This window comes from Rhodococcoides fascians A25f, from assembly GCF_000760935.2.
Lineage (GTDB): Bacteria > Actinomycetota > Actinomycetes > Mycobacteriales > Mycobacteriaceae > Rhodococcoides.
Window position 1 is genome coordinate 4,563,422 of the sequence record NZ_CP049744.1, and the last position, 22,430, is coordinate 4,585,851.

25 protein-coding genes and 1 riboswitch are annotated in these 22,430 nt (G+C 65.7%); of the genes, 14 read left to right on the forward strand and 11 right to left on the reverse strand.

Annotation, left to right across the window (positions count from 1 at the left end; genetic code table 11):
- Positions 1-14 precede the first annotated feature (14 nt).
- Genes BH93_RS21390 through BH93_RS21400 form a run of 3 tightly spaced genes read right to left on the reverse strand, consistent with a single transcriptional unit; the run spans position 15 to position 2,352 of the window.
- Positions 15-662 carry a response regulator transcription factor gene (locus tag BH93_RS21390; protein WP_032404402.1) on the reverse strand — a complete coding sequence of 216 codons (648 nt, stop codon included), beginning with the start codon at positions 660-662 and terminating at the stop codon, positions 15-17.
- Complete coding sequence (locus BH93_RS21395) at positions 659-1,801, reverse strand: sensor histidine kinase (RefSeq protein WP_037175662.1); 1,143 nt, start codon at positions 1,799-1,801, stop codon at positions 659-661. Before BH93_RS21395 ends, BH93_RS21390 begins: the two co-directional genes overlap by 4 nt.
- Positions 1,798-2,352, reverse strand: a complete 555-nt coding sequence (locus tag BH93_RS21400; protein ID WP_032404404.1) for a CcdC protein domain-containing protein — start codon at positions 2,350-2,352, stop codon at positions 1,798-1,800. The genes BH93_RS21395 and BH93_RS21400 overlap by 4 nt, the downstream gene beginning before the upstream one ends.
- Before the next feature lie 167 nt (positions 2,353-2,519).
- Between BH93_RS21400 and BH93_RS21405 the strand changes: the two genes are divergently transcribed.
- Genes BH93_RS21405 through BH93_RS21425 form a run of 5 tightly spaced genes read left to right on the forward strand, consistent with a single transcriptional unit; the run spans position 2,520 to position 6,226 of the window.
- The gene (locus BH93_RS21405; RefSeq protein WP_080739160.1) at positions 2,520-2,747 is read left to right on the forward strand and encodes a hypothetical protein; all 228 of its coding nucleotides are present in this window, start codon (positions 2,520-2,522) and stop codon (positions 2,745-2,747) included.
- Positions 2,744-3,679: an ABC transporter ATP-binding protein gene (locus BH93_RS21410; RefSeq protein ID WP_037175664.1), complete on the forward strand. Its 936-nt coding sequence runs from the start codon at positions 2,744-2,746 to the stop codon at positions 3,677-3,679. Before BH93_RS21405 ends, BH93_RS21410 begins: the two co-directional genes overlap by 4 nt.
- Positions 3,676-4,449: an ABC transporter permease gene (locus BH93_RS21415; RefSeq protein ID WP_037175666.1), complete on the forward strand. Its 774-nt coding sequence runs from the start codon at positions 3,676-3,678 to the stop codon at positions 4,447-4,449. Before BH93_RS21410 ends, BH93_RS21415 begins: the two co-directional genes overlap by 4 nt.
- A 38-nt stretch (positions 4,450-4,487) precedes the next feature.
- Complete coding sequence (locus BH93_RS21420) at positions 4,488-5,624, forward strand: sensor histidine kinase (RefSeq protein WP_052065467.1); 1,137 nt, start codon at positions 4,488-4,490, stop codon at positions 5,622-5,624.
- A complete protein-coding gene (locus BH93_RS21425) occupies positions 5,621-6,226 on the forward strand; it encodes a response regulator transcription factor (RefSeq protein ID WP_037175668.1) in 606 nt (201 codons plus the stop codon). Before BH93_RS21420 ends, BH93_RS21425 begins: the two co-directional genes overlap by 4 nt.
- 6 nt (positions 6,227-6,232) lie before the next feature.
- On the opposite strand, the gene BH93_RS21430 is transcribed toward BH93_RS21425, so the two are convergent.
- The 3 genes from BH93_RS21430 to BH93_RS21440 are packed head-to-tail and all read right to left on the reverse strand — an operon-like array spanning position 6,233 to position 9,494.
- The gene (locus BH93_RS21430; RefSeq protein ID WP_037175670.1) at positions 6,233-7,504 is read right to left on the reverse strand and encodes an MFS transporter; all 1,272 of its coding nucleotides are present in this window, start codon (positions 7,502-7,504) and stop codon (positions 6,233-6,235) included.
- A gap of 57 nt (positions 7,505-7,561) precedes the next feature.
- The gene (locus BH93_RS21435) at positions 7,562-8,008 is read right to left on the reverse strand and encodes a MarR family winged helix-turn-helix transcriptional regulator (protein WP_032377418.1); all 447 of its coding nucleotides are present in this window, start codon (positions 8,006-8,008) and stop codon (positions 7,562-7,564) included.
- 34 nt (positions 8,009-8,042) lie between these two features.
- Positions 8,043-9,494: an NCS2 family permease gene (locus BH93_RS21440; protein WP_037175673.1), complete on the reverse strand. Its 1,452-nt coding sequence runs from the start codon at positions 9,492-9,494 to the stop codon at positions 8,043-8,045.
- 59 nt (positions 9,495-9,553) lie between these two features.
- Here BH93_RS21440 and BH93_RS21445 point away from each other — a divergent pair, with 59 nt between their 5' ends.
- Positions 9,554-9,793: a DUF2530 domain-containing protein gene (locus BH93_RS21445; RefSeq protein WP_032377420.1), complete on the forward strand. Its 240-nt coding sequence runs from the start codon at positions 9,554-9,556 to the stop codon at positions 9,791-9,793.
- A gap of 140 nt (positions 9,794-9,933) precedes the next feature.
- Positions 9,934-10,077: a hypothetical protein gene (locus tag BH93_RS21450; RefSeq protein WP_155289340.1), complete on the forward strand. Its 144-nt coding sequence runs from the start codon at positions 9,934-9,936 to the stop codon at positions 10,075-10,077.
- Here BH93_RS21450 and BH93_RS21455 read toward each other — a convergent pair.
- The 3 genes from BH93_RS21455 to BH93_RS21465 are packed head-to-tail and all read right to left on the reverse strand — an operon-like array spanning position 10,046 to position 14,329.
- Complete coding sequence (locus tag BH93_RS21455) at positions 10,046-10,597, reverse strand: phosphatase PAP2 family protein (protein ID WP_197914456.1); 552 nt, start codon at positions 10,595-10,597, stop codon at positions 10,046-10,048. The two genes, BH93_RS21450 and BH93_RS21455, sit on opposite strands and share 32 nt — an antisense overlap.
- Positions 10,587-13,316: a sacsin N-terminal ATP-binding-like domain-containing protein gene (locus BH93_RS21460; protein WP_037175674.1), complete on the reverse strand. Its 2,730-nt coding sequence runs from the start codon at positions 13,314-13,316 to the stop codon at positions 10,587-10,589. Before BH93_RS21460 ends, BH93_RS21455 begins: the two co-directional genes overlap by 11 nt.
- On the reverse strand, positions 13,313-14,329 hold the full coding sequence (locus tag BH93_RS21465) for a DUF3027 domain-containing protein (RefSeq protein WP_080739161.1): 1,017 nt from the start codon (positions 14,327-14,329) through the stop codon (positions 13,313-13,315). The genes BH93_RS21460 and BH93_RS21465 overlap by 4 nt, the downstream gene beginning before the upstream one ends.
- A gap of 41 nt (positions 14,330-14,370) precedes the next feature.
- Here BH93_RS21465 and BH93_RS21470 point away from each other — a divergent pair, with 41 nt between their 5' ends.
- The 3 genes from BH93_RS21470 to BH93_RS21480 are packed head-to-tail and all read left to right on the forward strand — an operon-like array spanning position 14,371 to position 17,445.
- Positions 14,371-15,234: a glutaminyl-peptide cyclotransferase gene (locus tag BH93_RS21470; protein WP_037176842.1), complete on the forward strand. Its 864-nt coding sequence runs from the start codon at positions 14,371-14,373 to the stop codon at positions 15,232-15,234.
- 4 nt (positions 15,235-15,238) lie between these two features.
- Positions 15,239-16,936, forward strand: a complete 1,698-nt coding sequence (locus BH93_RS21475) for an MFS transporter (RefSeq protein ID WP_197914458.1) — start codon at positions 15,239-15,241, stop codon at positions 16,934-16,936.
- A complete protein-coding gene (locus BH93_RS21480) occupies positions 16,933-17,445 on the forward strand; it encodes a DUF2771 family protein (protein ID WP_037175675.1) in 513 nt (170 codons plus the stop codon). The genes BH93_RS21475 and BH93_RS21480 overlap by 4 nt, the downstream gene beginning before the upstream one ends.
- A gap of 12 nt (positions 17,446-17,457) precedes the next feature.
- On the opposite strand, the gene BH93_RS21485 is transcribed toward BH93_RS21480, so the two are convergent.
- A complete protein-coding gene (locus tag BH93_RS21485) occupies positions 17,458-17,874 on the reverse strand; it encodes a cold-shock protein (RefSeq protein WP_008719325.1) in 417 nt (138 codons plus the stop codon).
- A 188-nt stretch (positions 17,875-18,062) separates the two neighbouring features.
- Here BH93_RS21485 and BH93_RS21490 point away from each other — a divergent pair, with 188 nt between their 5' ends.
- The 3 genes from BH93_RS21490 (at position 18,063) to BH93_RS21500 (ending at position 19,757) form a co-directional block, all read left to right on the forward strand.
- Positions 18,063-18,281 carry a hypothetical protein gene (locus BH93_RS21490; protein ID WP_032378319.1) on the forward strand — a complete coding sequence of 73 codons (219 nt, stop codon included), beginning with the start codon at positions 18,063-18,065 and terminating at the stop codon, positions 18,279-18,281.
- Between the two features lie 3 nt (positions 18,282-18,284).
- The gene (locus BH93_RS21495; RefSeq protein WP_032377424.1) at positions 18,285-18,659 is read left to right on the forward strand and encodes a YccF domain-containing protein; all 375 of its coding nucleotides are present in this window, start codon (positions 18,285-18,287) and stop codon (positions 18,657-18,659) included.
- 276 nt (positions 18,660-18,935) lie between these two features.
- A riboswitch (cyclic di-AMP (ydaO/yuaA leader) is annotated at positions 18,936-19,137 on the forward strand.
- A gap of 8 nt (positions 19,138-19,145) precedes the next feature.
- Entirely contained in the window at positions 19,146-19,757 is a 612-nt protein-coding gene (locus BH93_RS21500) for a transglycosylase family protein (RefSeq protein ID WP_037175676.1), read from the forward strand.
- Positions 19,758-19,835: 78 nt separating this feature from the next.
- Here BH93_RS21500 and BH93_RS21505 read toward each other — a convergent pair whose 3' ends face one another.
- The gene (locus BH93_RS21505; protein ID WP_008719333.1) at positions 19,836-20,024 is read right to left on the reverse strand and encodes a hypothetical protein; all 189 of its coding nucleotides are present in this window, start codon (positions 20,022-20,024) and stop codon (positions 19,836-19,838) included.
- A gap of 61 nt (positions 20,025-20,085) precedes the next feature.
- Here BH93_RS21505 and BH93_RS21510 point away from each other — a divergent pair, with 61 nt between their 5' ends.
- Entirely contained in the window at positions 20,086-22,377 is a 2,292-nt protein-coding gene (locus BH93_RS21510) for a helicase-associated domain-containing protein (protein WP_037175677.1), read from the forward strand.
- The last annotated feature ends 53 nt before the right edge of the window (positions 22,378-22,430 follow it).

Consider the following 22,430-nt stretch of genomic DNA (forward strand, 5'->3'; position numbering starts at 1 on the left):
CGCAGGTGAGCCGCTTATCCCGCCAAACCGTGGGTGAATGCGAAGTGCACGGCCTGAGCCCGGTCACGTAGTTGGGCCTTGGCGAACAGATGATTGATATGTGTTTTGACCGTCGCCTCGCTCACGAACATCTGCTGAGCGATCTCCCGATTCGAGAGGCCTGCGGCGATCGCGCGTAGGACGTCCAGCTCGCGTGGCGTCAACCCGGCCGGGATCTGCTGCGTGCGAGGCGCTTCGACGGCTCCGAGCAATCGTGCCTGGACCTCCGGGTTCAGCACCGCCTGCCCCGCTGCGGCCGCCCGCAATGCCGCCGCGATCTCGACCCGTCCGGCGTCCTTGGTGAGATATCCGCGTGCGCCTGCGCCGAGTGCATCGAGTATCGAGCGTTCGTCCGAGAAGGTCGTCAACACCACCACGGGCAAATCGGGGAAGCGCCCCTTCAGGATTCGCGTCGCTTCGATTCCGTCGGTTCCCGGCATCCGCAGATCCATCAGCACCACGTCGAGGGGATCGTCGCTCATCGCCGCGGTCACCTCGGTGACCGCGCTCGCTCCGTCGGCAGCGGTCGCAACTACGGTGATGTCCTCGATCAGGTCCAACATCGTGGCCAGTGCCTCGCGCACCGACGCCTGATCGTCGGCGATCACTATCCGAATGCTCATGCTCTCGTTTCCGTATCCGGTTCAGCGCGGTTGTGCAGAGGTACTTCGGCACGCACTACCCAGCCTCGCCCGTCGGGACCGGCAGTGACCGACCCGCCGACGAGCGCGGCGCGCTCGCGCATACCGACAAGACCCATCCCGGTGCTCTCGACCGGGTCCGGTGGAGAGAGGGCCGGGCCGTTGGCCACGGAGAGTTCGACCGATCCGGCATCGAACCGAAGCACCACATCGACAGCAGCCCCGGGGGCGTGGTTGCGTGCGTTGGTCATCGCCTCCTGCGCGCACCGAACCATGAACTGGGCCTGCGGAGTATCGAGATCGCGAACCGTGCCGTCGACACGGAAACTCGCGTCCTCGCCCACGAGAGCGGCCAACGTCGGCACGAGGGGCAGCGCATCCTGACGCAAAGTCTGCACGGCACGGCGGGTCTCGGTGAGTCCTTCCCGAACGAGACTCTGCGCCTTGCCCACTGCCGCTCTGGCCTCCTCGGCACGGCCGGCCTCGAGCAACGCGTCGGCGACTTCGAGCTGCATGTTGACTCCGGACAGCGAGTGAGCGAGTACGTCGTGAATGTCGCGGGCGATGCGGGCACGCTCGGCCAGGGCATGCTCGCGGAGTTCGGCATCGGTGGCGCGGCGCGCATTACGCAGTGCGTCCAGCCGACTGCGCCGTGAGTACCCGATCAGCACCGGCCAACCTGCGAACAACCCTGTAGCCCATGGCCATCCGTCGACACCATTGTGTTCGGCGATCAACAGCGCGGTTGCGCACGCCACGCTGAGCGCGATCGCGAACGGGAACGAGACGGAAGGCTTGAATCGCCACCCCGCATGTCCCGCGATCAGAAACGGGAACAGCGTTGCCGCAGTGGTGCCCCCGAGGGGAAGCATCGCTGCGGACGCGACCAGCGCGACACCCGCACCGACCAGAGACGAACGCGGACCCACGAACCGCCGCGGAATTGCCGATGCCATCAGCACGACACTGTTGACGACGAGCAGCGCGAGCAGAATCGGATTGCTCAGGTCCGAGGTGGCGAAGGCCGCGACGATCACGATGGCCGCAACATACGGCCGGCTCGACAGCCTGAGGCTGTCGAGCGTGGGCAACCGTACGTCGGGGTTGGGTGCCGATGTCACCGAATCTTCGTTCCTCCGCCGCGAACCCGATTGTGCATGTCGGACAGCGTAGGCGAGATCGTGTGGTGACCGGACTTGTCGGCACGCCAGACGATGGTGGCGTCGGAGTGCATGGCGCGGTAGAGAACGGCGATCGACTCGGCGAGGAATCCGATGCCCACGGCCAGCATCGTGGCCTGACCGGCGACGGACGCCGCGGTCGGATCGATGGCGCTTTCCACCGGAATCAGCAGCACGCGGACGGCGATGGCCGCGATCCACAGGCCGATCGACGCGACCGAGTACCGCATCCAGGCCGTCCCGTCCCGCTCGGAGATCCTGACGGTGTAGCCGCGGATCACCCCGAAGCCCACGCCGACGATGCAGCCGAGGAGGAGGAACCCGATGGCCGTGGCCGACAGGTCCGTGGAGTTCAGTGATGCCAACCCGACGAGCGCCAGAATCGCCGGCAGCACCAGCATGCGCCGGGCTTCCATGAGCTGGCCGGTCATGCGCCGCACCAGCAGGTATCCGACCAGGAGGACTACGAGAGCAATCGTTGCAATGTTCATGGCAGTAACGCTACGAAGATCGCGGTGGTGGCGAATCGACCCACGGGTGGAGATCGGGTGGAGAACGACAGTCATGACTTTTGTCATGGCTGGACCGTGACGGTGTCACCTCAGGTCATGATGCGCTGCACTGTTTTCGGTGGTCCGGGCGCAGCAGACTCGTAGTCATGAAGCAACCAGACGAAGGAAATCTGTTCACCGATCTGATGGAGCTCGGACCGGCTCCGACCATGGCGCGTGAGATCGTCGTCATCGTCATCAGCCTTGCCATTGTCGCCGTGCTGTTCGCGATCGTCGGTACGTCGCTTCCGGCGTTCGTCGCACTCGGCGTCATCGTCGCCTTCATGGGCGTCCGGTTCGTCATCGGACTGCGCCAGTGGGGAAAGCAATCATGACCATCATCGACGTCGACGGCATGACGCGTCGCTACGGCTCGGGCAAGAACGCATACGAGGCCGTCCAGGCTCTCGATCTGCATATCGCCGAGGGTGAGCTGTTCGGACTACTGGGCACCAACGGTGCCGGCAAGACCTCGACTCTCGAAGTGATTCAGGGTCTTTCGCGGCCCAGCAGGGGCACGGTACGGATCATGGGAATGGATCCTGTGGCCGATCGCCGTAAGGTGCGGCCGGCTCTGGGCATCATGTTGCAGAAGGGTGGCCTGCCACAGGATCTGACGACGGCCGAGAGTCTGCGGATGTGGGCCGGCACCTGCAGCGATCCGTTGCCGGTGACCGAGGTACTCGGTCGCGTCGACCTGGCCGATCGCGCCGATACTCGGGTGAAGTTTCTCTCCGGCGGCGAGCAGCGCAGGCTGGACCTCGCCTGCGCGATCATCAGCCGTCCGCGCATCCTGTTCCTGGACGAGCCCACCACCGGTCTCGACCCCGAAAGTCGCCGCAACACATGGCGATTGATTCAGGAGCTGAAGAACTCCGGCGTGACGATCATGTTGACGACGCACTACCTGGACGAGGCCGAGTCGCTGTGCGATCGACTTGCGATCATGCACCGCGGCAGGGTTGTTCGCAGCGGCACCGTGGACGAGGTGGTCGCCGACCATCCGGCGAAGATCGAACTGAAGGCCCCGGGCACGGCACTACCGTCGCTGCCGGGCACGTCGATGGACGTCTCGGGTGACACGATCTCGATCCAGACGTCCTCGGTACAGGACACCTTGACCGACCTGCTGCTGTGGGCTCGCACCAGCGGGGTGACCCTGCACGGTCTCGACGCCCGGGCGGCATCGCTGGAGACCGTGTTCCTTTCCATCGCAGACGAATTCGACAATCCGGACTTCACAGACCAGAAGGTGATGAGCGCATGAACACGATGACCGCCCTGTCGCGAGCAGAGTTCACGCTGCTCGGACGCAACCGCGTACTGCTGTTCAACGCGGTCGTGATGCCGTTGATCTTCCCCGTCGTGCTGCTGATCGTCGGCAGCCGGGGCGAGAACGGATTGACCGACACCGGCGTCGGAGCTGCGCTCGAGATCTTCGCACTGTTCCTGCTGGTGTTCATGGTCTACTACAACATGCTCTCGATCTACGCCACACGTCGAGACGAGTTGGTGCTCAAGCGACTTCGCACCGGGGAGAGCTCGGACGTTCAGATTCTGCTCGGCCCGGCAATACCCTCACTGATCCTCACCGTCGCACTCGGTCTGATCGTCGGTGCCGTTGTGGTGGCCTTCGGCGGCCCGGTTCCCACCAATGCTTTGCTCGTCGCCGTTGCCCTTCTCGGTGGTGCCGCATTGTTCGCCGCTCTGGCATTGATCACGTCTGCCTTCACCCGCAACGCCGAAGCGGCGCAGATCACCAGCCTGCCGGTCATCCTTATCGCCATGGCCGGTTCGTCCCTGCTGCGCGACGTACTTCCGGATTCGCTGAGCAAGGTCATCGAACTGACTCCGATGGCGGCCGTGTCGGACCTGTTGAATCTGGGCTGGTTCGGTACCACCACGCCCGGCGACACGTCGATCGGATTCGCCGGCACCTTCGGCGAGGCCATAATGCCTCTCGCGGTGATGCTCGCCTGGATCGTCGGGAGCGTACTGATCGCCCGTACGCACTTTCGGTGGGAACCGCGGTCCTAGATCACACCTTTCGTCGACCGTCTGCAAGGCTGGAGATCATGAAGCTGTACGAGTACCTCAACCCACTGCACGGCTGGAACGAGAGCAGTGCAGTGGACAAGGTGCGCGTCTACACCCGCCAATCGTTCCTGCTGATCACCGTCGGTGTCGCCGGCGGCGCGATGCTGACAACGCTTCAGTACGACGACTACCTATCGACGGCGGCGGCAGCGGTGTGTGCCGCCGCCGCTTTCGTAGTTGTGCAGCGCACCCCCGAGCTCGGCGGTGAGTCGACGGCCAACCCACGAATCCCGTTGGCGGTCATGGCCGTCGCCGCCGTCGTGCTGGTTGCCGGAGGGACCACGAGCAACGCACTGTGGGCCGCCGTACTCGTCACCACTGCGGTCGCGACCCTGATTCCGTTGCGATGGTCCCTGGCCGCAGCCGTGGCGGCCGCTGCGCTTGCGGCGGCTCTGGGAACCCCGGCAGTGGAAACTCTGATACTCGGCATCTTCATCGCCTTCATGGCGTTCACCGTCCAACTGTCGGCGTGGTTGCTGCGCATCGTCACCGAGCTCGACGCCACCCGCGACGCCGCCGCCGCCCTCTCGGTGGCCGAGGAGCGTTTGCGATTCTCGCGAGATCTGCACGACGTCGTCGGACGCGCACTCTCGGCCATAGCCGTCAAGAGCGAACTCGCCGCGACGCTGGCTCGTCGGGGGGACGACCGAGCGGCCGGCCAGATGGACGAGGTTCGCATTCTGGCCCAGGAATCCATGGCCGACGCCAGAAAGCTGGTTCGGGGCTACCGATCGGTCGATGTGGCGTCGGAACTCGACGGAGCTCGATCGCTGCTGTCCGCCGCAGGCATCTCCACCGAACTGGTCGGCGAGACCTCGGTCCTGTCCGAGCGTGCGGCCGAGGCGGCCGCCTGGGTGGTCCGCGAGGGAGTGACGAACATTCTGCGACATTCCGCGGCTACCTACTGCCGGATCGAGCTGACCGACAACAGCATTCGACTGATCAACGATCATCCGCAACCATCGACCGGCCGCGACGACGGCACCGGCCTGAGCGGCCTGCGCGAAAGGTTGGTCGCAGTCGGAGGCACCGTGACGGCGGAGAAGACCAGCGACGACTTCACCCTCACGGCGATGTTGCCGACATCGCCCCAGAACCAGAGGACCACACCATGATCCGAGTCCTGTTGGCCGACGACGAAAATCTGATTCGGTCGGCGCTCGCGACCATGCTCGATCTCGAGGACGATATCGAGATCGTCGGTCAAGCCGACTCCGGCGAGACGGCACTGACCGTGGCCGCCACCCTCGCGCCCGACGTGGCGGTGCTGGACTTGCAGATGGGCGGGATCGACGGCATCGAGACGGCCCAGAAGATTGCCGAGACACTGCCCGCCTGCGTTTCGATCATCGTCACCAGTCACGGTCGGCCGGGCTACCTGAAGAAGGCGCTCGAAGCAGGCGTGCGGGGGTTCCTGCCGAAGACCACCTCGGCCGCCACCCTGGCCGAGGTGGTGCGCACCGTGCACGGCGGCGGACGCTACGTCGATCCGACGCTCGCCGCGGAAGCCATCGGGGCCGGGGACTCACCGCTCACACCGCGTGAGGCCGATGTGCTCGAGTTCGCCGCCGACGGCGCATCGATCGCGGAGATCGCACAGCGCGCGCATCTGTCGCCGGGGACCACACGCAACTACCTGTCGGCGGCGGCCGCGAAACTCGGGGCGGCGAACCGGCACGAGGCCTGCGCACTGGCCCGACGCCACGGGTGGATCTGACGAGCGTCAGACCTTGCTTCCGACGGCCACCGTGTCGAAGGTGGGCAGCCGGTGACCGTCGGCGGGCGGCACCACGGTGATCCGCAAGTTGTTGTGCCGCAGCAGATACACGGCTGCGAAGAGACCCGTCGCCAGTGAGATGACGCCGCCGAACACGAGCGGTGCGCGTGGATCGAGGACGTCGGCGAGCCAGCCGAGCACCGGGCTGCCCAGCGGGGTTCCGCCCAGGAAGCAGAGCATGTAGATGCCCATCACGCGCCCGCGCATGTCGGACGGTACCGACATCTGCAGAATGTTCATCGCCGACGTCGTGAACGTCAGCGTCAACGCGCCGGTGGGCACCAACAGAATGGCCACCAGAACGTAATTGGGCATCAACCCCACGAGCAGCTCGAACAGCCCGAACGCGATGACGGCACCGATGAAGAGCCGTAATCGCGGGGCCGTGGCGCGCCGGGCCGCCAGGGTCGCTCCCGCCAACGTGCCGACCGCGAGGGTGGTCGAGAGCAATCCGTATGCGTCGGCTCCGCTGCCGAACGTGTTGCGCGCCAACACCGACAGACTCAAGGGAAAGTTGAGACCGAACGTCGAGACCATGAACACCGTCGCCAGCAGGACGCGAAGGTCGCCCCGCCCCCAGACGTACCGGAAGCCTTCACGCACCTGCCCTTTGGCTCGCGGGGCGGGTTCGACGCGGAAGAGCTGATCGACGTTCATCGCCACGAGGGCACCGAACACCGCGGCGAACGACACCGCGTTGATGAGAAACACCCAGCCGGTACCGACGAGGGTGATGAGCACTCCGGACACAGCAGGGCCGACGATCCGCGCCATGTTGAACGTCATCGAGTTCAACGCGATCGCGTTGGAGAGAGTTTCCTTGCCGACCATCTCGATGGTGAACGATTGCCGCACCGGCGCGTCGATGGCGGACGAGCAGCCGAGGATGAAGGCGATGACGTAGACGTGCCACAGCTCGACCATGTTGCCGACGTCGAGCACGCCGAGCACCAGACCACAGACTGCGGCGAACACCTGGGTGATCATGAGGAGTTTGCGCTTGTCGTACCGGTCTGCCAGTACCCCACCCCAGACCGAGAGAAACAGCGTCGGCCCGAATTGCAGGGCCATGACGATGCCGACGGCGAAGCCGTTGCCGCCGGACAGCGTCAGTACGAGCCAGTCCTGGGCAACCCGCTGCATCCACGTTCCCACCAGCGAGACGATCTGCCCCGACGCCCACAATCGGTAGTTGCGAGTCTTCAGGGCAGCGAACATCGACGAACCGGATGTAGAGGAAGCAGGGGCCACCATTCAGATAATAAACCTAGGTAACTACTCGGAGTCGCTCACCAGGGCGCCGATGATGTTCACCGCGTCACGCAGAATGTCGAGCTGCTCGGCCGTGAGGCCCGCGAGCTGGGCGGTCATCCACGCCTCGCGCGCGCTCGCCTCGTCGGCGATCAGCTCCTGACCGGCAGGCGAGAGCGAGACGATCACCTGGCGTCCGTCGGTGGGGTGCGGAGTGCGCACCACGAGGCCGAGCTCGGCCAACGACGCGATCACCCGCGTCATCGACGGCGGCTGCACCCTCTCCCGCGCAGCCAACGCACCGGGCGTCATGTCGCCCTCCCGGCTCAGCGTGGCCAGAGCCGACAGCTGCGTCAGTGATACTTGCGAGTCCACTCGCCTACCTCGAAGGTGGCGAGTCAGCCTCACCACCGCAAGCGACAGATCGCTTGCCAATTCCCGGTTGTCTTTAACTACGTTTCCCGACGTCACAGCGCAGAGAATACGCCCTGGTACCGACCGCGCGTCATGTAACCGCCTCGGTGATGGGTCCCACCGCGAAATATGCAACAAACAGCAGTGCAACAATCCACAACAGGGGATGTACCGACTTCGCGCGGCCGGATCCGACCGCGAGTACCACCCAGGTGATGAAACCGACGCCGATCCCGTTCGCGATCGAGTAGGTGAACGGCATCACCACGATGGTCAGGAAGGCGGGCAGCGCGTAATCGAAGCGCTTGAAGTCGATGTCGAGTACCTGCCCGATCATCAGCGCACCCACCACGACCAGCGCGGGAGCAGCCGCTTCGATCGGGACGACGGCCGTGAGCGGAGTGAAGAACATGGCCAACAAGAACAGCAATCCGGTGACCACATTGGCCAGCCCGGTGCGGGCACCCTCGGCGATTCCGGACGCCGATTCCACGAACACGGTGTTCGACGACGCCGACGCACCGCCACCGACGATCGCTCCGGCACCCTCGACCACCAGAGCCTTACCGATGTTCGGCAGTTTCCCGTCCTTGTCCAGATTCGCTTCTTTGCCCAAGCCGGTCATCGTGCCCATCGCGTCGAAGAAGTTCGCGAGCACGAGCGTGAACACCAGCAGGCTTGCCGCCAGCACGCCGATGCGAGTGAACGCTCCGAAGAGATCGACGTTGCCGACCAGCGACAGATCGGGAGATTGCACCAACTGGCTCGGCAACTGCGGCACCGACAGATTCCACCCCTTGGGGTCGACGCCGTTGGAGGGCCCCACATCGGTGACGGCCTCGACGATCGCCGCGAAGATCGTCGTGACGACGATGCCGATCAGCAGTCCGCCGCGGACCTTGCGCACCACGAGTACACCCATCAGCAGCAGCCCGAACACGAAGATGACCGTCGGCCACGACGCGATCGACCCGTCGATGCCGAGCCCGACGGGAACCGTCGTACCTGCGGCGTCGGGGATACGGCGCACGAAGCCGGAGTCGACCAGCCCGATGAACGCGATGAACGCGCCGATACCGGCGGCGATCGCTGCCTTCAGCTCCGCCGGGATCGCGTTGAAGACCGCCGTGCGGAATCCGGTGACGGCCAGCAACACGATGATGATGCCGTCGATGACCACCAGCCCCATCGCCTCGGGCCACGTCACCTGGGGTGCGATGGTCACGGCAAGCAACGTGTTGATGCCCAGGCCTGCCGCGATACCGAAGGGGTAGTTCGCGATGATGCCGAAGGCGATGCTCATGAACCCGGCCACCAGCGCTGTCACGGCCGCAACCTGGGCCACCGGCAGAATGTTGCCGAGCACGTCGGTCTTGGCCGCTGCGTCGTCGGCGGAGAAGCTGCCGAGAATCAGCGGATTCAGGACGACGATGTAGGCCATGGCCACGAAGGTGACCACGCCTCCCCGTACCTCGGACCCCACCGTCGAGCCGCGCTCGGTGATCTTGAAGTAGTTGTCGAGTAGCCGCGACGACAATTGCATGAGCGAACGATAAAGCACACTGCGAGACTTGGGGAAATATGGTGGCGTAGCGTGATTTTGTGGCCGACCTCCCCCAGATCCCGCGCAGCCTCACCGATCCGGTTCCGGTGTTGGCGATCGGCATACTCGGCTGGATCGTCGCGCTGGTCGTGTTCACCGCCACCGGCGACCGCACCGGCGATGCGCTCGCCACGTGCTGGTCCGGCATCGCGGTCGGTGCCGTAGGGTTCGGAATCTTCCTGATGCAGAGAGCCGCGTCACGTCGTGGGAGCAAAACCGCCCAGCGCGGCCTCGATTGAGACCAGCATCACGTTAGCCCGATCACCACACCGCCCCTGACGTGGGCAAACTAACCCCTCAGCCGGTTGAGTAACACAAAGTTAACGTGGACCATGGGTTATGTCAGTCAAACAACCTCTTGATCCACGAAAGCCAGGCCATGAAGCTCGTCTCTCAGTACCGCAACCGTCGCAACCACGTCCGCTCGCTCCGCGCCCTCTACGCACGCGCCAACGCTGTCTCCAGCCCGGCCATGCGCGACGAGCTGCTCGTCATCGCCCAGCGCTCTGATTTCTCGCGCTGATCTGCCTGACGGCATAGATCCATCCCAGCCCCCACAGGGCACCGAACACCCAGCCGGCCAGCACGTCCGTGGTCCAATGCGCACCCAGATAGATCCGAGAGAATCCGATCAGCAGGGACGCGACCACCGGTAGCGCACGCAGTACCGGCCGATGCAGCCACGGATGCGGCGATCGCATCATCACCGCGATCGCCACCGTGGCAAGCAACATCGACATCATCGCGTGGCCCGACGGAAACGAATGGCTCGCAATATCCACCAGCCGCTCCGGAATCGGTGGACGCTCCCGCGCGAACGCGAATTTGAGCGCATTCATCAGACCCCAGCCGGTGAGCATCGAACCCGCGACGACAACGGCATCCGACCTGCGTCCGACGCGAAGCACCGCAACGACGACCACCGCGGACAACAGAAACATCGACACCGTGTTGCCGAGTGTGGTGATGATCCAGAACATCGTGGTGAGCCATTCGACTCGATGCCCGACCATCCAGTCCAGCACTGTCGCGTCAAAGCCCACGAGGTCGCTCCCAACTCGCCGCACAATGGACGGTTCCGTCTGCGGTAACCCATAACGGCACGGCGTGGTCACCACTGACGTCCCCGGTCGATCGGACCACCAGTTCCCGGTGCACCACCACCCCTCCTGATGGCAGCGGCAATCCCATTACTGCACAGGCCAATACCGCTCCAGGTTCGCGGTCCCAGGAGCTGACACGTCCGACTCCGAGCACTTCTCCGCTGATCGCCTCCGACGCAGGCCTGATGTCGAGAACGTCCGCCAGAGCGGCCGCGGTGGAGATGTCCGAGAGAACTGCAACCTCCGGCGGTACGACGCTTGCCAGCCACGGCGTGTCGATCACCAACGCGTCCGACGCGTCGATGACTGCTCCGCCGAGAGTGCGAACTCGATCCGGTGGATCGATGTCGGCGACGTCGATGCGCCCGTCGACAACCGCGGTCGCGATCAGCGTGTGGGTACGTGCGATCACCGCGGGACTCGGATGCCGCTGCGGATCCGACAGAGCCTGCAGCAGTACACGAGCTGTCTCGACGCTCTCGCACTTCGGCGCAGCGAGCACCGCCTCCAGCTCGTCGGCGCGCGGGTGATCCAGCGGATCGAGCAGGCCTGCGAAAGTCTCGTCGGACGGCGCACGGAACGCACTCAGGGGCACCCTCTGCATTCGCGCATGACGCCTGAGCCACCACGCGGTGTAGCCGTCCCGATCGGTCAGAGCCGCACGGGTATTGGGATCGTCGAGCAGAACGGTCAAGGCCTCGGACCAGGCGTCCGACCGAACGAGATCGAGATCTCGGACTGCGAGCAGCGTGTCCGGTTCCGCGGACAGGCCGGACCACCACGCAGGCTCGTCGTCGAGGTCGTGATCCGGCCCGGTCGGCAGCTCGTCGCGTACCACCGAGAAACCCCACCCGACGCCCACCGCACGCAGAGCCCGCTCACCGAACCTCGTCACCACCGCAGGCGCGAGTACGCCGAACGGTGAATCCTGCACCAGCAGATCCGCCAACGGCGCTCCGGGAAGCAACAATTCGTCGGCACTGCGCAGCTCGCCGTGCTCGTCTTCGAGTGGCAGGCCACCGATCCAGCCAGGCAGCCCACCCGCCTCCGCAGCCAGGGCGAGAACGGCATTCACCAAAGTCTCGACGTCGTCGTGGCTGTCCCAGTCGAGATCGTCGAGTGCCGCCTCGAGGGCCGGGTCCGTCAGCAATTCGAATGCGGTTGCCGCGCGGGCACCGAGCCGCGTCAGCAGCGGACTCACTGCATCCGGATGCACCAGACGCACCCAGGTCACCGCTGTCGAGGCGTCGGAGCCGATCACCGTTGTTCGCGCACCGGTCACCGTGCGGCCGTCTGCCAGCGGAACAGGCAGGGCAGCAAGCTCTTCCGCAGCAACACCGTCGACGACGAGGGGTGTCAACGCGTCGTACAGCTGCTGCCACCACCGCGGCTCGCGATCCAGACCACCGAGCATCTCCGCCAGCCCGGCCGATCCGATCCGGTGCACCCCCACTGCCGAGAGCGCCGACGCGTGGCGCGCTCCCGACAGCGTCGCATCGACCAGATCGGGTACGACGTCGATCAGCACCGAAGCGAGTTCCTCGGAGGCGTCCGCGACGACATTCGACCGCTCGGGCACGAGGTTGCGTCCGCGCGCACCGGGAAGCCATGGTGCGCTGGACAATCGGCGGAAGATCAGCTCTCGCAACTGCCCATCGACCTCGCTTCGAGCGAATCCGACCTCGGGCACGAACGGCACCCGCGACGACGCAGGAAGTGACGCCACGAAATCCGCGTACCCGCGTGCCACCGCATCGAACGAGACACCCGGCAGCACGCGCCGCCGGTCCGGCTGCATCGGCACATCGGCAATCACCAACGCGGGCAACGACAACAGCTCGTCCGATCGGGTGGGAGCCCGCAACACGTCGGGTGACGCAGGAACGGGTAGACCGTCGACAACGGGAGCCAGCCAGCGCGCGGCAGGGGTGGTGAACTGTCGCCATGTTCGCGATCCGATCGCGATGTCGGCACTCCGGGCGTCGAGTGCTGTTCTGACGCAGTCGATCACAACGCCCTCGATCTCGATCGAGTCCAGCGCTTCGAGTTCGAGAAGCAAATCCACGGCCTCGTCCGCATATCCGGAGCCAAAGGACTCCGCGTCCGGATCCGTTCGCGGCGTCAACACGATCTCGGTGTCGAACCCCGCACCGGGCGGTTCCGCCACCGGCCACGCCAACCTCAGTACCGGCACACCCGCCTCGGGCATGGCCATGCCGCGCTCGCGCAGCGCAGCCGAGGTGCGCCGCGCACTGAACAGCACACCGCCGCCCAGCGATCGCACCTCGATCTCGTCGGACACCGAGCGCACCGCGGTGAAACCGACTCCGAACTGCCCGACGCCTCCATCTGCAGCAGTCTTGGCCGACGCTCTCAGGGCCGTCAGTGCATGTACACCCGAAACATCGAGCGCAGCACCGGTATTGGCGATGTGAATGGAACCGGCGTCGTCGGTCCACACGGCCAATCGACCCGACACACCCGCCCGCGACGCCGCGTCTGCAGCGTTCTGCGCGAGCTCGGTCAAGAGCCGGTCGCGGTAGCCTCCGCGCACCAGATCCGACTCGGACGCCGAATCCTCACGAAGCCGCGTGGGCGACGAGGCCCAGGCCGCGAGAATCGACTCGCGCAGCGACCCGGTATCGAACGGGTCGATCAGCTCGGAGATACCGAATCCTCTTCGTGCACAGTCTCATCGGCCGCCTCGGGTTCCGCCGACTCGCTCGATACCGGAGCCGTTTCACCGGCCGGTACCTCTGCTTCCCGAACTGCCTCCACCTGCACGGCCTCTGCCTCTGCCGGCGCTTCGGTTGCCTCGGTCGGTCCGTCGGACCCGTCCACACTGTCGGTGGTCTCGTCCGCAGAAACGGCCTCGAGCGGAAGACTTGTCTCGACCGGAGGCGTCGGCGCTACGGTGACGTCGAGAGCCGCGTCGTCGTACGGCTCGAATTGCGGTGATCCTGCTCCGGTGGGCAGTTCGGTATCGGAGTGCGCACCGCAGCCGTACTCGGCATGCACCACGCGCCCGTCGGCGGCGAATTCGTTGCCGCACACTCCGAATGCGGCAGACAACGATCCGGCGATGGGCAGGTAGAAGCCGCAGAGCCCACACGTCGACGGCGCAGCCTTGGCCATCTCGGCATCGGGACCGAAATCGCCGTCGTGCCAGCGTTGGGCGGCGTCGAGACGCCCTTCGAGGCTGGTGACCTTCGTTCGACCGAGACCGATCTCGCCGGCAACGTCGTCGATGGCGGGATCACCGGAGCTGACGTAGCCCGGCACGAGTCGTGGGTCGTCCTGTCGCGGAGACAGCAGATCGCCAGGTCCCAGATCACCGGGACGGATACGTTCGTCCCAGGGCACCCAGGACGGTGCCACCAGAGCGTCGGGGCCCGGCAGCAGAACCAACTCGCTGACCGTGGCGCGGTCGGCGTCCTCCGGGGCCGCGACCACAACGGCCCACTGCCACCCTCGGTAGCCCTCGAGATCGCTGGCGAACCGGTGAGTGGCCGCGCTGGCGTCCTCGACGGTGACCCCGAGATACTCGCCGACACCTCCCTCTCCCAGGTCGAGCAGAGCCTGCCGCGCGAGGTCCACGGCATCGGCCAAGACGGGGCGGATGGAATCGAGCTCTGGAGAAGATACGAAACTCACACATTCAGTTTGCCGCATCGACTCGGTGACGCCCAGTTCGGGCTGCCATCATGGATGCAATGACCGTCCGCGCTCGCACCTTCGCCGCCGTCCTGACCTCTGCACTCGCGGTCACCGCGTGCTCGTCGACATCGGGATCGACGACCGCAGCTCCGACGACCTCGGACTCGGTGCCGACCCTGACTGCAGACGTCGTGCGCGAATACGACCGCGGCGACGACGCGTTCACTCAGGGATTCGAGATCGACGGTGACGTGCTCTACGAGGGCACCGGGCTGGAAGGCTCGTCGTTCGTCAGGCGCACCTCACTCGAGAACATGACCGAGCTGGAGCGGGTAGATCTGCCGTCCGACCTGTTCGGCGAAGGGATCACCGTCGACGGGGACACCCTGTGGCAGATCACCTGGCAAGACGGAGTCGCCATCGCTCGCGACCGGGACACCCTGACCGAACAGCGTCGAGTGAACTACGACGGCGAAGGCTGGGGACTCTGTACCGAGGGCCGCGGAACATCGGGTCGAGGAACACCCGACGACCGCCTCGTCATGAGCGACGGCACATCCACCCTGACCTTCCGCGACCCCACCTCTTTCGACGCAGTCGACACGGTGGACGTCACACTCGACGGCAATCCCGTGGAACGCCTCAACGAGCTCGAATGCGCCGAGGACGGCTCGATCTACGCCAATGTGTGGCAGACATTCGACATCATGCGCATCGACCCCGACACCGGGAAGGTGACAGCCGTCATCGACGGCACACCGCTGTGGAATTCGATGTCTGCCGCCGATCGAGGCGGAGCCGACGTCTTCAACGGCATCGCACAGATCCCGGGTACCGACCGATTCCTCGTGACCGGCAAATTCTGGCCCAAGATCTTCGAGGTGCGATTCACCGATACCGCGCCCGTAGGACAGAATTGACCCCGTGACCGATCCCCGTCTCCCCCACACCCCACCGGGTGCGGACGACCCCGAACAGAACGGCGTGTCCGGTCACTCCGCAGGCTCCGCTCCTGATCACTCGGATCATCCGGGTCTGGCCAACTACCCGCCCGCACCTGCTCACTCCGCCCGCGTTCCGAGTCGCCGCGAACCGCTGCCGCCGCTGCATCCGCCTCGAACCGAGAAGATCACCGCTCCGCGTGGCCGGACCGGCGCTCGCAAGCCCCCGCCGATGCCGAAGAAGCTGACCGTCACTCGCGTTGCCGCCATGCGCGGCCGCGAGCTCACCGGCAAGGGCATCGCGTCGTTCCAGCGAGCTGCGAAAGCCGACGGTGCGGACAAGTCCGGGCTGACGGCACTGACCTACGCGACCATGGCCAACTTCGCGTCGGACGCGGCGTTGGCGATCGCCTTGGCCAACACACTGTTCTTCTCTGCGGCCACCGGTGAGGACAAGACCAAGGTCGCGCTCTATCTCGTCATCACCATCGCGCCGTTCGCGCTGATCGCACCGTTGATCGGGCCGCTGCTGGACCGCCTTCAACACGGTCGACGCATCGCGCTGGCCACATCGTTCGGGTTGCGCACCGTGCTGGCTGTAGTGCTGGTGTTCAACTTCGACAGTTGGGTGCTGTACCCCGCCGCGCTCGGCATGCTCGTACTCAGCAAGTCCTTTGCAGTCCTCAAGAGCGCGGTGACGCCGCGAGTGTTACCGCCGGAGATCGACCTCGTCCGCGTCAATTCTCGGCTCACCGTCTTCGGTCTGCTGGGTGGCACCATCGCGGCAGGGGCCGTCGCCGGCGGCATCGCGTTCTTCGCAGGCTCACCCGGCGCGCTGTGGTTCGTCGCCGCGATCACCGTGCTCGGCGGCTACCTCAGCATGCAGATCCCGTCCTGGGTCGAGATCACCGAGGGTGAAGTGCCTGCCACCCTGAGCTACCACGCCGACCAGCACAGCGGCAACGACTTCGCCGGAAGCAGTGCCCCGACGGAGAATCTGCGCCGCACGCCGCCGAGCAACACGAAGAACCGCAGACAGCCCCTGGGACGGGCCGTCATCGTGGGACTGTGGGGAAACGGCACCATCCGCATCCTCACTGGCTTCCTGACGCTCTACATCGCGTTCGTTGCAAAATCCCGCACCGAACACGAGCCGCTGCAGCAGGCCGCGATGCTCGGACTCGTCGGAGCCGCCGCCGGTCTCGGCAACTTCGCGGGCAACGCGCTCGGTGCCAGGATCAAGCTCGGCCGGCCGTCGTTGGTCGTCCTACGGTGCACCATCGCGGTGACGGTAGTGGCAGTCGTCGCTGCTATCACCGACAGCCTGCTCACCGCAGCCGTGGCAGCACTGGTGGCGTCGAGTGCCAGCGCGCTGGCCAAGGTCTCCCTCGACGCGTCGCTGCAGGCCGATCTGCCGCCGGAATCGATCGCGTCGGGATTCGGCCGATCGGAAACCGTCATGCAGTTGTGCTGGGTTCTGGGCGGCACACTCGGGGTGCTGCTCCCCACCGAATACTGGCTCGGTTTCACCGTCGTGTCGGTGTTGCTTACGATCGGCCTCGTGCAGACCTTCCTCACCTACCGCGGCAGATCGCTCCTACCCGGCTTCGGCGGCAACCGCCCCGATCACGTCGAACAAGAAATGTCCGACGGCTCCTTCGGCGAAAACGTGACCAAGTGAATCTCGCTCCCCGCACCAAGAAGATCGCGGCGATCATCGTCGCCGGTCTCGTCGTCATCGCCGTCGCATTCGCTGCGGTGCTCGCCCTGCTGATCGGGAGAGCACCGGAGAAGGAACCGACCGTCACCGCGTACGCCAACGGTCGCGCCGTCGTGGTGGAGCCGTATCTGTACTGCGCTGTCAGCGACCCGCTGTGCACCAACGTCGGTGAGACCGCCGAGATTCAGGTGGGCAACGCCAGGACGGTGCAGCTCTCGCTGCCCGCCCCCATCTACTCGGCCCCGTGGGTGCTCGCCGTGGTCTACGGCGACGACAGTGGCGACGTGGTGGAGAACACCGAGTTCAACGAGCCGGACACCAAGCTCAGCGTCACGGTTCCCACGAAGGACGACAGCAACCGGACGCTGCTCGGTATCGAGGTGCGCTTGCCCACCGGCATCATCGACACCGATACCAATCAGGAAGGGTTCGTCAGCCACGCCATCTGGTCGATCGGCACCCGCCCGTAGGTTCGGTGGATGTCAGCTGTCGAGCTCGCGGGCGACGGCCCGAACGACCTCGGAGATTCGCTGCGCGATCTTGCGATCGGGGTACTTGCCTTTACGGAGTTCGGGCTGCACCGTCGCCTCGAGCAGTGTGATCATGTCCTCGACCATCCCGTGCAGCTCGTCGGGTGTGTGCTTGCGCTCGACGGGCTCACGGCGGGTGCTGCCGGTGTTCTGCCGCACGGACGGTGCAGGCTCGAGCACCTTCAAGCTCAGCGCCTGTGGTCCACGACGGCCCGCTGCCATGCCGAACTCGACGCGCTGACCGGCTTTGAGGCCCTCGACGCCCTCCGGCAACGCCGACGAACGCACGTAGACGTCCTCGCCTTCCTCCTGAGAGAGGAATCCGAATCCCTTGTCGACGTCGTACCACTTCACCTTGCCGGTCGGCACTGAGCTCACCCGTTCATCTGTTGCTGTCGGTAGTTTCGTTGGTCGCGGGCCCGATGTTCGGACCTGCGGTCTGCACAAATTTCGCGTCCCACGAGAACGTAGGACGCGAATACACCAGTCTAGCGCGGTGAGTACCGATGAAGCATTCGAGTTCTTCGCACCCCGCACTTCGCACTACCGTGGTGCACGTGGACACACCGACCCGTAAGAGCAGCACCGTTCTGCTGCGCATCGCGCTCGCACTGTTCGCGATAGGCCTCGTCGCCATCGTCGCGATCCTGCTGTTTCCGATCTTCTCCGACTCCAAGCCCCCGCTGAGCCTGTATCTGACGGCCATGTTCTCGGCACCGGCCGGGTTCGTGCTGGCTTTGGTGTACGCGCTGGCGTCCGGACGGCGGGCTCGGTAGATCATGCGATTGATTCTGAACATCATCTGGCTGGTCTTCGGTGGGCTGTGGCTGGCCATCGGTTACTTCTTCGCCGGCCTTCTGCTGTGCATCCTGATCGTGACCATCCCGTTCGGCATCGCGTCGTTCCGTATCGGTGTGTACGCGCTGTGGCCGTTCGGGTCGACCATCGTCGACAAGCCAGGATCCGGGTCCGGCGCGCTCGTCGGGAACGTGCTCTGGTTGATCCTCGCCGGCTGGTGGTTGGCGCTGACTCATGTGGTCACCGCTGTCGCCATGGCGATCACCATCATCGGCATTCCACTCGCGATCGCGAACCTGAAGTTGATCCCCGTATCTCTGATGCCCCTCGGCAAAGACATCGTTGCCGTTCGGTGACTTTCCGGACGACTCTCACCTCCTGTGACTTCCATCACATAACGCTGAGGTAACAGGCCGGCAACGGACCGGGGTTCACTGCCCGCAACGCCCACTAGCTGGGCGGACGCGAGAGGCCCGAAAGAGGTACGAAATGTGCTCGGGACGACGCCGCGAAATCGACAGTTACCAAATAGTGACGTAAGCCGGGAATTTCAGTACGGTCAGCAGCGGCCGGAAAGTTCGGCCGAACTCCGGTCCGCAGCGCCAAACCTCGTCCCGCGGATACCGGAACACCCTCGACGATCACCCAGGGGACGAGGACGGGGGACCCACGTCCTCCACGGACAACCGGGAAGTTGTCGCAACTCACGAAGTTGCACCGACTTCCCTTGGGGTGAAGCCCAATTGCCCATTCGAGACGAATGAGCGAAAAGGCCGGGCTACCTCTCAGCCCGAACCCGACAGCTGACCTCGCAGGCGCGTGTGGAGAGGATTTCAACTCGTATGAGCGGACGTCATCGCAAGCCGAGCACCACTGGCAAGACCGTCGCGAAGGTTGCTGTCACCGGAGCCATCATGGGCACCGCGGGCATCGCCTTCACCGGCACCGCGAACGCGGCACCGGATTCCGACTGGGATCGCCTTGCACAGTGTGAAGCCGGCGGCAACTGGGGCATCAACACCGGCAACGGCTTCCAGGGCGGGTTGCAGTTCTCCCCCAGCACCTGGAACGCACACGGCGGCCAGCAGTACGCAGCCACGGCCAACCAGGCCAGCCGCGAAGAGCAGATCGCAGTCGCAGAGAAGGTCCTCGACTCGCAGGGCTGGGGCGCATGGCCGTCCTGCTCCTCGAGCCTCGGCCTGAGCAGCGCGCCTACCGAGCGCAGCGTTCCGGTCACCCCCAAGGCACCGGAAGTTCCCGCACTTCCCGACCTGTCGTCCATCCCGGCAGTCGACAGCTCGGCCGAGGTCGTCGACGGCATCGTCACCGCTGTCCAGAACCTCACCAACGATCCGGCGATCGCCTCGTTCGTCCAGAACGCAGCGCAGGGCATCCAGCTCGATCCGCAGGTCGTGAACTTTTACCAGGCCAACAAGGCATTCCTGCCCCAGTAAGCGCCCGCGACGGTTCGCATCTCGTACGAAAAAAGCCCCCGACATCGTCGGGGGCTTTTTCGTACTGCGTGGCCTTTGCTAGCGGTTGACCACGGTCACCGGGTGCGCGTAGGGCAGGTCTTCGACGGGCAGCGGGAACTCGGTGTCCTCGCCGAAGGGCGACAAGCCACCCGATCGAGCGGACGAGAGTTCGGTCACCGCGTGGTCACCGCGAGCGGTTTCCGGCCAGCCTGGATCGACATAGGGCTTCTTCGACTTGTTCACCATGCGCCTATTTTGACACCTGCCCTGCGGCGAGCACCAGCCCAGGTCTCTAATCTGATAGACGATGACCGACACGACTGCGCACCGACACACCGACACGCCCCCTGATCTACCTCAGTGGATCGCAGCTCGCTCCGACGCCGAGCTGATCAAGGCCATGTCGTTGCGCCCGGATCTGACCGCGCCGCCGCCCGCATCGCTGGCCGTACTCGCCGGACGGGCCGAGCAACGACGGTCGATTCTGCACACCGCGGACACCCTCGACACACTCGCCTTGACCGTCCTCGAGATCCTCGCCATCGAGGAGGCCTACGAACGGCCCGTCACTCGCGCTGCACTACTGGCCGTCGTGGCCAAACGCGCACCGGCCAAGAGCGTCGACAAAGCGCTGGCCCAGCTCCGCGAGCGGTTGCTGGTGTGGGGCGACGCGTCCGGCCTCCGGATCAGCGCGACCGCCGCGGACGCCGTGCCGTGGCGCATCGGACGCGCGCTCGATCCGGTCGACAATCTCACCGAGTCGCACATCACCGCAGCTCTCGCCGAACTCGGCGAGGGGGAACGCAATCTGCTCGACACTCTCGCCAGATCGTCCCCGACCGGCCGCACCCGAGACGCGGCACCGGGCACTCCGCCGGACCGGCCGGTCCAGAAGCTGCTCGCCGCCGGCCTGCTGATCTGGTTGGACGAGCAAACCGTCGAACTGCCCGTCCAGGTGGGGCAGATTCTGCGCGGCGAGCCGATGTCCGATCCACGGTCGCTCGCCGAGCCGAAGCTCGCCACCAGGACACAGTCGCTCACCGACGTCGATGCCGCTGCCGCAGGCGAGGCCCTCGAACTGGGTAGGCACTGCGTCCTGATCATCGAAGCCCTCTCCGCGTCGCCTGCTCCTGCTCTCAAGGCCGGCGGACTGGGCGTGCGCGAGCTCCGCAAGATCACCAAGGCGACCGGCCTCGACGAGGACCGAGTCAGCATCCTCGTCGAACTGCTGGCGGCAGCGCATCTGATCTCCAGCGGAACACCGGACCCGGTTCCCGCGTCCGACACCGGCGACGACTACTGGGCTCCCACACCGGCGGTCGACGCCTGGCTCACCGCTGCCCCGGCGGCCCGCTGGCACACGCTCGCCTCCGCCTGGCTCGAGGTGCCGCGGGCGCCGTGGGTCATCGGGATGCGTGACCCCAACGACAAGCCCATCGCCGCCCTGTCCGAGGAAGTTCGCTCTCCGGCAGCACCGCGGGATCGACGGATGATCCTGGAACTGCTCACCGAACTCGGCAGCGGACACTCGGCCCAGCCGGCGGATCTCGCCCGGATCCTGGCGTGGCGTCGTCCCCGATGGTCCGGACGCTTCGGCGTCACACCCGTCGGACACGTCGTCGCCGAAGCAACCGCACTGGGAATCGTCGGCCGCGGAGCGATGTCGACCCCGGGGCGCTCACTGCTGCACGACGGCAACGCCGAGGCCGACATGCGCGCGGCTTTGCCCGAGCCGATCGACTACGTCCTGGTGCAGGCAGATCTCACGCTGGTGGCACCGGGCCCGCTCGAGCCGGACCTGCACGATCGGATCGAACTCGTCGCCGACGTCGAATCGGCGGGGGCAGCGACGATGTACCGGATCAGCGACACGAGCCTGCGACGCGCCCTCGATGTGGGATTGAGCGCGTCCGAGCTGCACGCGCTGTTCGCGACCCACTCACGCACACCGGTGCCGCAGGCCTTGACCTATCTCATCGACGACGTGGCGCGTCGACACGGTCGCCTGCGGGCAGGCGTCGCCGCGTCGTTCGTCCGATGCGAGGACCCGGCGTTGCTGGCGGAAGTGATGGCGTCCCCGGCGGCGGAATCGCTGGCGCTTCGAGCCCTCGCCCCGACCGTCGCGATCTCGCAGGCCCCGCTCGCCGAGGTGCTCACGGTGCTGGCCGGGGCCGGGTTCGCGCCTGCAGGTGAGGACTCGTCCGGAACCATCGTCGATCTGCGCGCCCGCGGGTCGCGGGTATCGGCGCGGCGGCCACGCCAGACGTTCCGCACTCCGGCTGTTCCCACCGAGGAACAGCTGGGTTCGTTGGTGCGTGGGATGCGCGCGGCCGACCGGGCAGCGGGCAACGGGGGCGCGGTGGTGCGCGCCGACGGGTCTCGCGCCAGCAGCACCGCGACGATGACGCTGTTGCAGACCGCAGCCAAGGTCAAACGCAGCGTCAGCATCGGCTACGTCGATGCACAGGGTGTCGCGACCCACCGGATCGTCGATCCGATCAGCATCGGCGGCGGCCAACTCGACGCCTTCGACCCCGCTACCGGAGGCGTTCGCCGCTTCACCCTGCATCGCATCACGTCGGTCGCTCTGGTCGAGTAGTTCGACGCTCACGTGCACGCGCGCCCCTACCTGTGGACAATGGAGAAGTTGCG